Source organism: Haematobacter sp., assembly GCF_032102465.1.
Taxonomy (GTDB): domain Bacteria; phylum Pseudomonadota; class Alphaproteobacteria; order Rhodobacterales; family Rhodobacteraceae; genus Haematobacter.
Map to the genome: position 1 here is coordinate 1 of NZ_DAMDHB010000065.1, position 10,408 is coordinate 10,408.

The 10,408-nt window shown below is 64.5% G+C and carries 10 protein-coding genes; all 10 read left to right on the top strand.

Going from position 1 to position 10,408, the window contains the following annotated elements:
- A partial coding sequence (locus tag RT513_RS20180; RefSeq protein WP_313534457.1) for a hypothetical protein occupies positions 1 to 527 on the top strand: 527 nt, incomplete at its 5' end.
- Positions 527 to 907 carry a DUF6950 family protein gene (locus tag RT513_RS20185; RefSeq protein WP_290688688.1) on the top strand — a complete coding sequence of 127 codons (381 nt, stop codon included), beginning with the start codon at positions 527 to 529 and terminating at the stop codon, positions 905 to 907. The genes RT513_RS20180 and RT513_RS20185, both read left to right, overlap by 1 nt.
- Entirely contained in the window at positions 904 to 4,002 is a 3,099-nt protein-coding gene (locus RT513_RS20190) for a phage tail protein (protein ID WP_290688686.1), read from the top strand. The genes RT513_RS20185 and RT513_RS20190 overlap by 4 nt, the downstream gene beginning before the upstream one ends.
- Positions 3,999 to 4,406, top strand: coding sequence for a hypothetical protein (locus RT513_RS20195; RefSeq protein WP_290688684.1), 408 nt, complete (start codon positions 3,999 to 4,001; stop codon positions 4,404 to 4,406). The genes RT513_RS20190 and RT513_RS20195 overlap by 4 nt, the downstream gene beginning before the upstream one ends.
- A complete protein-coding gene (locus tag RT513_RS20200) occupies positions 4,406 to 4,804 on the top strand; it encodes a DUF4376 domain-containing protein (protein WP_290688682.1) in 399 nt (132 codons plus the stop codon). The genes RT513_RS20195 and RT513_RS20200 overlap by 1 nt, the downstream gene beginning before the upstream one ends.
- 1 nt (position 4,805) lies before the next feature.
- Positions 4,806 to 5,678: a hypothetical protein gene (locus RT513_RS20205; RefSeq protein WP_290688680.1), complete on the top strand. Its 873-nt coding sequence runs from the start codon at positions 4,806 to 4,808 to the stop codon at positions 5,676 to 5,678.
- A 76-nt stretch (positions 5,679 to 5,754) separates the two neighbouring features.
- A complete protein-coding gene (locus tag RT513_RS20210) occupies positions 5,755 to 6,177 on the top strand; it encodes a hypothetical protein (protein ID WP_290688678.1) in 423 nt (140 codons plus the stop codon).
- A 1-nt stretch (position 6,178) separates the two neighbouring features.
- Positions 6,179 to 8,332, top strand: coding sequence for a hypothetical protein (locus RT513_RS20215; RefSeq protein ID WP_290688676.1), 2,154 nt, complete (start codon positions 6,179 to 6,181; stop codon positions 8,330 to 8,332).
- On the top strand, positions 8,332 to 10,170 hold the full coding sequence (locus RT513_RS20220) for a hypothetical protein (RefSeq protein ID WP_290688674.1): 1,839 nt from the start codon (positions 8,332 to 8,334) through the stop codon (positions 10,168 to 10,170). The genes RT513_RS20215 and RT513_RS20220 overlap by 1 nt, the downstream gene beginning before the upstream one ends.
- A gap of 3 nt (positions 10,171 to 10,173) precedes the next feature.
- The coding region (locus RT513_RS20225) for a hypothetical protein (protein WP_313534462.1) at positions 10,174 to 10,408 on the top strand (235 nt) is incomplete at its 3' end.

A 10,408-nucleotide genomic window follows, 5' to 3' on the forward strand; every position in this document is an offset into this window, starting at 1 on the left:
TCGCCGCGCGCAACCGGGACACCGGTGCGCTGGAAGGCATCGGCTTCTGGAACGGCGACGATCACCAGACGATCGCGGGGCGTCCCTACTTCGGGGCGGAGAACCTGCAGTCCGTGGGTCCGCTCGTTTCCGAGGTTGGTCTCTTGATCCGCTATCTCGATACCAATTTTGCGGGCGTGACGCCGGAGATTCTGCAGGCCGTGCGCGGTTATGACATGAAGGGCGCCGCGGTGGAGCTGCACCGGGTCGATTTCGATCTGGTGACCGACGAATTGATCGACAGCCCGGAACGGATGTTCAAGGGTTGGGTTAACAAGTCGATCGTGAACACCCCGCCCAGCGGTTCGGCCGGTGCCACCGTCGACCTCACGCTGGCCAGCGCCAGCCGGGCCCTGACCCGCACGCTGACGACCAAGTTCTCCGACGCCAGCCAACGGCTGCGCGACGAGGACGACGGCTTCTTTTCCTATGCAGAAATCATGGCGCAGCCGATGTGGGGCGCGCGCCAGACGGAGGGCCGGAGATGATGGCGCGCCGCCAGCTGCTGCTAGCCTACATCGCCAGCGTCTGGACGCGCCCGATGGACGACAGTCATGATTGTGCCCGCTTCGCCGATGGCTGGTATCAGCGTGTCCATGGCGAAAGCCTGATGCCGTTCACCTATCGCAGCCAGGCGCGCGGGCTCGCTCGCCTGCGCAAGATGGGTTTTGCCGATCACGTCACCTATCTCGCATCGCGGCTCGAGGAATGCCCGGTCGCGCTGGGGCAGGTGGGTGACATCGCGGCACTCCCCGGCACGGAGTATCCGGCGCTCGGCATCGTCCAGGAGGAAGGCATCTATGCGCCGCTCCCCGAGGGTAAGATCGTCATGCCGCTGACCGACGCGCACAGGATGTTCCGGCTATGAGGCGCTTGCTTCTCACCAGCACGATCCTCGCCGCGCTCTGGGGCGGGCCTGCGGCAGCCGACCCGGTGTCGGTCGCGCTCATGGCCAACGGCGCGAGCTTCTGGTCGGCGTTCAGCGCGACGGTCGGATCGGCGGCACTCCTGAGGATCGGTTCGGCGGTCGGCATGTCGCTGCTGTCGCAGAAACTGGCCATGAAGAAAGCCGGGACCGGCGCGTCCGGCGTGAAGGTGCAGACCTCCACGGGCGGCATCACGCCCCAGACCTTCGTCATGGGCCGCTATGCCACCGCCGGTCAGCTGGCCGCACCGCTGATGACCGGGGCCACCTCGCCGGGCCACACGCCCAACCCGGTGCTCTTCTATGTCATGGCGCTCGGCTGCCGGCCGGGCCAGACCGTGCGGCGGGTGATTATCAACGACGACTACGTCACGCTCGGGCCTGCGATGATCGACCGGGCCGGGCTGGGCGAGGTGCTCCCCGTTCTCGGCAAATACAATGATGCCGCTTTCCTGCGCCTCTACGACGGGACGCAGACGGCGGTCGATCCGGTGTTGATGCGGCATTTCGCGGATGCGGCGGTGCGGCCGTGGACGGCCGACATGATCGGTCACGGCATCCCCTATGCCGTGGCGATGTTCAAGTTCGACGCCAAGGTCTGGTCCGGTCAGCCCTCGATCCGCTTCGAGGTGGATGGCGCGCCTCTGTACGATCCGCGCTTCGACAGCACGATGGGCGGCTCGGGTGCGCAGCGGTGGTCGGATCAGTCCACCTGGGCGCAGACCACGAACCTCGCGGTGATGATCTACAATCTGCTGCGCGGCATCCGGCTGCCGGACGGCAATACTTACGGGGGCGGGGCCGCGGCGGAGGATTTGCCGCTCGCGAACTGGTTCGCGGCGATGAATGCCTGCGACGTGGCGGTGCCGCTGGAGGCGGGTGGCACGGAGCCCGCCTATCACGGCGGCACGGAGGTCTCCGTCGAAGAGCAGCCTGCCGATGTGATCGACCGGCTGCTTGCCGGTTGCGACGGGCAGCTGGTGGAGGCGGGCGGTGTGTGGCGCATCCGGATCGGACCGCCCGCGCTGCCGGTGATGTTCTTCACGGATACGGACGATATCCTTACCTCGTCGCCGCAGATGCTCGACCAGTTCCCGGGAGATGCCGATCTCTATAATGGGATCCAGGCGACCTACACCGACCCCGATGCGCTCTGGGCGGAGAAGGACGCGCCGCCGCGCTACAATGCGGACTGGGAAGCCGAAGATGGCCAGCGCCGGGTGGCGGACCTGCGCCTGCCTGTGGTGTTCAGCGCGACCCAGGCGCAGCGGCTCATGGAGGCAAACCTCGCCGACAACCGCCGTTTCCGGGTGATCAGCATGTCTGCCGGGCCCTACGCCTCGATGCTGGAGCCGCTGGACAGCATCGCCTGGACCAGCGCCACGGAAGGCTACACGGCCAAGGTTTTCGAGATCACGCAGGTCAGCGAAGACCTGGCCACGGCGACGGTGACGCTCACCGCGCGCGAGCGCGATCAGGGGGACTACGACTGGGACCCCTCGCAGGAACTGCCGGTGATCCCCGCGGATCCCGGCACCGGGCCGGTAATCGTCCAAGCTGTTCCGGGCTGGTCCGTCGCTGCGATCATCTACCGCGACAGTGAGGGTCGCGCGCGCCGTCCCGCGATCCAGATGATGTGGGATGCAGACGGTGCCACGGATGCAAAGGGTATCCGCTGGGAGATCCACATGGTCGGCACTGCCGAGGTGATCTCCGGGCCGCTTGTCGCGGTGGAGGCGGGTGGCGCAATCGTGATGGATGGAATCCTGCCGAACAGCACCTATGAGGTGCGAGGCCGGATCGAAGCCGACCGCCAGACGATGTGGACGAGCCCGGTCACCGTCACCACGCCCGACGTGAAGCTCTCAGAACTCGACATCACCTACGGAGAGGGCGTGGTCGAGGAACTGAACGACTTCATCGACGATTACACGGTCTGGCTCAAGGACAGCACCCGCGATGTGCTGGAGGCGATGCGGCGGAATGTCTTCCGTGACATCGATGCTGATACTGCCGCCTATACCGCGCGCCAGCAGATCAGGCGGGAGGTGACGCAGACCGCGGAAGGGGTCACCGCGTCATATCGGGAGGAGATCACGGCGGCGACAGGCCCCGGCTCCGCGCTTGTCCAGCAACTCACCGAGTTGAATGCGCGGGTGGACGGCAAGGCGGAAGCCACGGCGCTGAATGCGCTGACCACCCGCGTGACGGGGGCAGAGGGCGACATCGACGCCACGGCTCAAGCGCTTACCGATCTTGCCGTCGTCGTCAACGGCAAGGCATCGTCAAGCGCTGTCAGCGCCCTGCAAGCACAGGTGACCCAGCAGGGCGGCGATATCACCGCCAATGCCAATGCCATCATGGCGCTCGACGTCGCCGTGGGGCGGTTCTCGGCCAGCGCCCTGTTTCGGGCCTATACCGTCGCCAATGCCGGCGGCTCGCTCTCGCGCATTGCCCTGCAGGCCGCGGCATCCTCGGGCGAGGCGAATGGTGCAAGATCGGCGGCGATATTCCTGGAGGCAATGGCGGGCGGCCTGAGCCGGGTGGCGATCGTGGCCGATCAGTTTGCCATCATCAACGGCAGCGCCCGGGAGGCTCCCTTCATCATGGAGGCGGGCGTGGTGAAGATGCGCACGCTTCTCGTCGATGAGCTTGTCGTGCGGGGGAACATCGTCACGGGTGCGGTCACGCAGGCTACGTCCGTGACGGCCAGCACGCCGCTCTCCTTGTCGGACAACGACATTGCTCTGCAGCTAGACCTCGGGACCATTCCCGAGGATGAAACGCTGACCGCGCAGGCGAACTTCTTTTGGACGGGCAACGACAGCCGGATGTCGCTTAACTGGTGGTTTTTCGAAGACGGCCTTTGGCTGCTCGGCGGGACGGTCGATAGCTTTGGCGGCAAATCCGGCGGGCGCACCGGCTTCATGACCCTGCCCATTCCGGGCGGGGGGCAGCGCCGCGTCCTGCTGTCATCCAAGTCAAACGGCATTTCGATCTCCACCCGCCGACTGACCGTGAAGGTGCCAAAGAGATGACCCATGCGGCCGAGTTGACCCACTCCGCTCTGATCGATGCGGAGGGCTGCGTGCTGCAGTCCTGGCCGACCGACGCGCCGCCTGATCCGCTGCCGGAGGGCAATATCGTCGCGATCAGCCCGTGGTTCGATCACACGCTTTTCCGATGGGAAGAAGGGCTGTGGTTGCCCAGATCAACCTGTGTGGTGGAGGCGGTCCCCACGGGCGCCGAGGTGATCGCGCCAGAGGGGACGGAAATCGAAGTCTGGGATCTGGAGGCCGATTTCCTGCTGGCGACCCTCATTCCGTCGGAGGCCGAAGATTACCTCGTGTCCATCGAGCTCACCGACCCCGGTCGCTACGCGATCGAGGTGCTGCCGCCATCCCCATGGCTGCGGTCCCGTCTTACCGTGGAGATCATCTGATGGTGGAAGTCAGGCGCAACAGCGCGGCGGTACTGGCCGCGCGAAAGGCTGTGAAAGCGGCAGCCGTCACGCTGAAGCGGCAAGAGGTTGAGGGCGGCACGGTCACCATCGCCGGTGTGCCCATCTGGATCGACCCGACCAGCCAAGGCAAGCTGACCGCGGCTGCCGTGGCAGCGGGCCTGGACCCCACCATGTCGATCACCTGGAAGGGGTCGGATGGCACTTTCTACGATCTGGACGCGGCTGCGGTTATCGCACTCGCCCAGGGCGCGATGGCCTTCGTACAGGCGGCGTTCGCGCGCGAGGGCGCGCTCCTGGCAGAGATCGTCGCGGCCGAGACCGCCGAAGCGCTCGCTCTTATCGACATCACCACCGGCTGGCCCGGGGAGGAGACCTGACATGCTGATGACGCGTCACTACGCCCAAGGCACCGTAACGGTTTCTGCTGGCGGCACGGCGGTGACCGGTAGCGGGACCGGCTGGGCAGGCGCCATCCGTGCGGGAGACGTGCTCTGGATCGCCGGTATCACCTGCCGCATCGCGAGCATCGAGAGCGCGACATCGCTGACACTCGCCCGCCCGTGGCCCGGTCCTGCCGCCAGCGCCACCCCCTATGAAATCTGGCTGACCCCTGACGACGTGCTCTATGGCGAGGCCACGCGGCAGCTGATCGACATGCTTGATGCAGGGGCGCTGTCCGCCTTGTCGGATGTGACCATGGCGCCGGACCGGGTGCCTTATTTCAACGGCGCGGCAACAGCTGCCACCACCAACCTGACGCCGGCCGCGCGGGCGATCCTTGCCCTGGCCGGGGCGGCGGGCGCTAAAATCCCCGTGGTGACAGGAGCCGGAACGGCGGCGCTCCGCGATGTCGTCGGGACCGTGGCGCAAGCGTCGGGCGTGCCGACCGGGGCCATCATCGAGACCGGCTCAAGCGGCAATGGCAGCTGGTGGCGCTTTGCAGGCGGGCTGCAGGTCTGCATCGTGGGCGAGCGATCCGTGGCGCACAACGGGGCAGATAACAACCAGTTGCGCGGCAGTTGGCCTTTCCCGGCACAGTTTTCCGCCGTGCCAGCCGTGTTCTGGTCGCTCAATCCCGCGCGCCAGACTGCGGGCAATGTCGATCGCATGCGCCTGGGGAACATCTGGATGGAAGCATTCTTGGGCAGCGTGAATCTCTATGGAGCGCGCCAGGCGTCCGCTCCCGCGTGGGCCTCCGGCGATGTGCTGTCCGGCCTCGATCTGATCGCAGTCGGGCGTTGGCACGCCTGACCGACTGCAATCCAAACCCCGTCATCCCTTCCCTTACACCCCGCTTCGCGCGGGCTTTTTTCATTGGAGCGTGGCCATGCCAATCACACCTCTGACCACCGTCGTCGGCGAGATGCGCGATGCGCGAAACCGGCCGGTTACCGGCGCACTGACCTTCAAATTGTCGGGGCTGGTGGTCGATGACGCCTTCGTCGCGCCGGTGGAAGTCACTGCTGGACTGCAGCCGGATGGAAGGTTCTCCGTCGATCTTTGGCCGAACACGGCTGGACTGAGCGCCACGAAGTATACGGTCACGCTGGTCGGCAATGGGCTCGCGCAGTCCCCGATCCAGATCCCCGATATCGTCATCCCGGAGAGCGATGACCCGATCGAACTGTCCATCCTCACCAATGGGGCATGGATCGTGCCGGGCAAGAAGTACCTCCAGCTGACGCAGTCGGCCTACGATGCACTGCCCGCTAAAGCGGCGGACACTATCTACATCGTCGTGGAGGGCTGACATGGCCGATATCGTCAGGATGTACAGCGGCTCCGCTCGTGTGCTCGCCGTGTACCACGGGGCCGTCCAAATCTGGAGTGAGGCCCAGTCTGCGCCGCGGCCAGCGCCGATCGCAGAGGCGAGCATCTCGCCTTCGATTCTCGCGGTCGGTGACGTGCTTACCCGAGTGCGGGCGATCTGGGAGGAGGGCGTGACTGTCACGGGCGAGGGGTGGTATCTCCTCTCGGGCACTCAGTGGGTACCGACGGGCGAGACGGGCGAGACATTCACCGTCCCGGCGGGCCAGCAGCGGGCGGCATGGCGGGAGACGGGCACCGACGAGGAGGGATACGTCTACACTGCAACGTCGAATATCGCGGAAATCGTCACACTGCCCACTGTCGTGACACCCGCCACGCTCACCGGCACGCCCCAGCCAGGACAGAGCTATACCTCTACGGCGGCCACATTTGCGGGTTATCCGACGCCGGAGGTCTCGCACTTTGTTCAGCGGCAGCTCGGCACGACGGGCGCTATCGAGACAGTCGCGCTGACCGGCACTTTCGTGGCTGGCTATCGCTATCGGCCAGCCACGCGTGTGCGTCTCCCCGCTCTGCAGTTTGAGGCGTGGGACTACGGCGACGGCTGGACGGATATTGTCGCCGTGCCTGCTGTGGCTCCGACAGTCATCCTCTCCCGGACGCCCGCCGGGGCAATTACTGAGGGCGACACGGTCACGCTGACGGCGACCGCCACAGGCACCCCGGTCCCGACGCCGGTGTGGACGATCACGCGCAACGGCCAGCCGTTTACCACTGCAGGCGGGACGTGGGAGCGGTCCATCGATGACATCGAGGACGGCGACTACGTTGTCACTGTGACGGTCACCAACAGCGCTGGATCGGCCAGTGACACCGTGTCGTTCGCGGCGGCTGCAGCGAGCACCGACGTGCCGCCCTACGTTATCACAAATCCGGCTCTGCCCGCCCTGACCGCTGGTGTGCCCGTCACGGCCTCGGCCGCGACGTTCGGCGGTACTCCTACTCCGACGGCCACGCACAAGATCCAGCGGCGCTTGCCCCCGTCCGGGACGCCAGAGGACGTGGTGACCGGGCTGAATTTCACGCCCGCCGCGAATTACCAATACCGCCGGGCCTCCAGCGCCAGCAATGGCGTCGGTTCTCCCGCCGTGGCCGAAAGCCCGTGGTCCGACACCGTCCCGCAGGTGGACTGGGCCTTTTCCGAGTCTGATGGCGTGCTGACGATCCCGGTGCATCCGGGCCAGCCGAATACCCCGAGCGTCACGGACATCACGCCGACAAGCGCTCGGATTGTGCCCGGCACGGCTCCGACACCTGCTGTGACCCGGATGCTGATGATCCCCAAGGCCGATTTCAACGAGGCACAGCCGGAGCTTACCGCATTCGGCAATGCGTTGTCCTTTGCCGGGAATTCGACATCGGATCAGCTTCCGGGAACGCCTTACATCATCTGGCGCGAAAGCGCTCCCGTAGAATTCGACACGCTCGCGGCGGTGGAGTTTGTCGATACATTCTCGACCAATCTCGGGTCTGACCTCGCCGGGCACGTCTCCGAAAGTAGCCACACATGGGCCGCGCCCCTATCATCGATCGGCATGCGGATCACGACGGGCGGCAGAGTGCGCGGCTTCTCGAACAACGCGACCAGCAACATGCAGCTAAATGGCTACGAACTGCCAAGCGCAGGGGGGTATGTCGAAGCCAAAGCCTACGCGATGGGCACAAATCAGGAGGGCCAGGCGTCTGTTCGAAGAGCGGGCACGCTCGGCTACATCGCTTTCGGGATCGACGCGGACAATTTCCTTCAGCTGGCATTTGTCGCGCCTAGTGCGGGGGCGGCCAACGATACAATACAGGTGCAGGAGCGGATCGGAGGGACCAGCTTTACCCGGATCACACACTCTGTTCCGGGCATGAGTGACATCATGGCCGAGCACACCGCGCGGCTGTACATCAATCGAACGACGAAAGCCCTGAGGCTGCTTGTCGAGGGTGTTGAAGTCGCGACGGGCTCTTACGCCGGCACCTATCCGGCGGGGACGAAGACCGGCGTCCGCTGGGGCGGCTCCGCTTCGCAAGCGCCTTCTGACTACAGCGCGATGCAATTCAACGAGTTGTCGGCGGGGGGCCTGTGATGCCGCTTTACCGCTACTGGCCCATCGCCGCTGGCTTGAGCGCAAGCAAGCTCACGACCTCCACCGCCCTCGCGGCGCTGATGGCAAGCACCGGCTATGCCGTGCGCGCCCTCAGCGTCACATCAGGCGAGTATACGACCGCGTCTGGTAATGCGACCGTGCCATTCACGGTCACGAGCTCGTCGGGCATGGTTTCGATCTCCGGCAATATGCCCGTTGGTTCCGTCATCGCTTATACCGCAGACCCGCAGCGGCAGGCGGTCATTCGCGTGCCGGCAGGCCGCACGATTGAGATCACATCGAAGACCCCCGCGACGGACTCGGACGCTTATGGTCGCATCATGCACGGTGCGATGATGAACCCCGGGGTGGCCCCGTCCCCGCAGACCAGCATTGTGAACGGCTTCGATCAGCGGGCCATGACCACTGCCGCCCCCGGAGCTTTCAGCCCAAAGTTCAATGATGATCTGATTCCCGATCTCCCCGCCGTCCTAGGAAATCGGGACAATTACGTCACTGTCGCCTCGCGGCTCACTGTCCCGTCGAACAATCAGAGGTATGGCCTGATCGAGGAATACTTCACCCTGACTGTAACGGAATCTGACCTTCCGGGTCCTGGAGACTACGCCCCCCCTCCGTTCCGGTCGGCGGCGGAGCGCGCGCAAGATGTCACCTATGACGACGATCTGGACGTGGACGCTATCTACGCAGCGCTGCCGAGCATCGATCTGAGCGCAACCGGCCCGTTGACTGAGGACGATCTTGAGGATGCGGTAATCGCCGGGGAGCAATTCGCTTGTCCGCTGCGCGCCATGGCGGACACCGTTTCCACAAATGGCGGCGGCTATGAGGCCATGACACCGTGGCGCAGCGGTATGGGATCTCCCGACAATCCGCGATGCTATGGACGTTTCCGGTCAAAGCAGGTCGCGGCGATGCTCCCCATCCTCTACGGGAATTCTGCCTCAGTGGCTCTGAAAAAGCGGGCCATCAGGGCAGCATATTCCATGGGAAAGCAATACGATGGAATTCGCACGGGGCCGAATGGTGGCCACTGGACGTGGCACTTCGCCTATGCCGCCTTTTACAGATGGTGCCGTGGCTTGCCGTTGGACGAATTCACGATGGACGACTTGAGAACCGGAAACATTCTCGGCCAGTATTATACGCTGACCCCGGAGATAATCGCCTCCTTCAATACGCCCCATAACAGCGCGACAATGCCGGGGAATTCAATGCTGCGGCCTATCACCAACATTACCGGGAACAGGGTAGAATTCCTTTCGCCAGAGTCCAAAGTGGCGTATCGGGGATTGGCATTGTGTTCCGCCGATGGAATGCGACGGACGCCTGTCACAGATGATAGTGGCTACAGCGGCCTTAACACGCCAGCGAACAAGCTTGTGGAAATAACTGTCGGCAATGCCTCCGGTTTCTCGGTTGGAGATCAGGTGGCCTTCCTCCCGATCAGAACCTTGGTCCCCGGAGACCCCGAGTGGCACATTCGCGCGGCCTCCATTCCGTCTGCGCCCACAAACGGCGCCAGCCGAAGCGTGGCGATCAATTCTCCTTACCGCAATCAGGGCGTTGGCGGCGACTTCATGCTTTTTGCTCAGGCACTGGGGATCATGCAGCCGGGGTGGGAAGAAATGAAATCCTACGTCGTGCGCACCACGGATGGGACATACCCAGTCAACGGCGACCCCTATCCCCACATGTTTGAAGGTGCGGGTTTTGCCGAATCCAATGACGATGATCCGGTCACCACGTGGGGGCTGCGCATTTTCAACACGCTTTGGGACGACGTTCTGTCCCTCATTCCGCAGCCGGGAGCCTGACCCATGCCGATATACAGATACTGGCCCAGAGACGCTGGCTTGGGCGCAAGCAAGCTCACGACCTCCACGGCCCTTGCATCGTTGATGGCGGCCACGGGTTACGCCGTTCGCGCCCTCCACGAGCAGGCTGGAGAGTACACGACGGAGGGGACTATAACTCCGGGCATGCTGGAGCACGATCCCTATCCATCCATCCGCGACGGTGTGCCGTATCTCGAAATGGATGGATGGGTCTATG

Coding starts and splice junctions, on each gene's coding strand:
- RT513_RS20185 (WP_290688688.1), top strand. CDS start 527: ATGGCGCGCCGCCAGCTGCTGCTAGCCTACATCGCCAGCGTCTGGACG.
- RT513_RS20190 (WP_290688686.1), top strand. CDS start 904: ATGAGGCGCTTGCTTCTCACCAGCACGATCCTCGCCGCGCTCTGGGGC.
- RT513_RS20195 (WP_290688684.1), top strand. CDS start 3,999: ATGACCCATGCGGCCGAGTTGACCCACTCCGCTCTGATCGATGCGGAG.
- RT513_RS20200 (WP_290688682.1), top strand. CDS start 4,406: ATGGTGGAAGTCAGGCGCAACAGCGCGGCGGTACTGGCCGCGCGAAAG.
- RT513_RS20205 (WP_290688680.1), top strand. CDS start 4,806: ATGCTGATGACGCGTCACTACGCCCAAGGCACCGTAACGGTTTCTGCT.
- RT513_RS20210 (WP_290688678.1), top strand. CDS start 5,755: ATGCCAATCACACCTCTGACCACCGTCGTCGGCGAGATGCGCGATGCG.
- RT513_RS20215 (WP_290688676.1), top strand. CDS start 6,179: ATGGCCGATATCGTCAGGATGTACAGCGGCTCCGCTCGTGTGCTCGCC.
- RT513_RS20220 (WP_290688674.1), top strand. CDS start 8,332: ATGCCGCTTTACCGCTACTGGCCCATCGCCGCTGGCTTGAGCGCAAGC.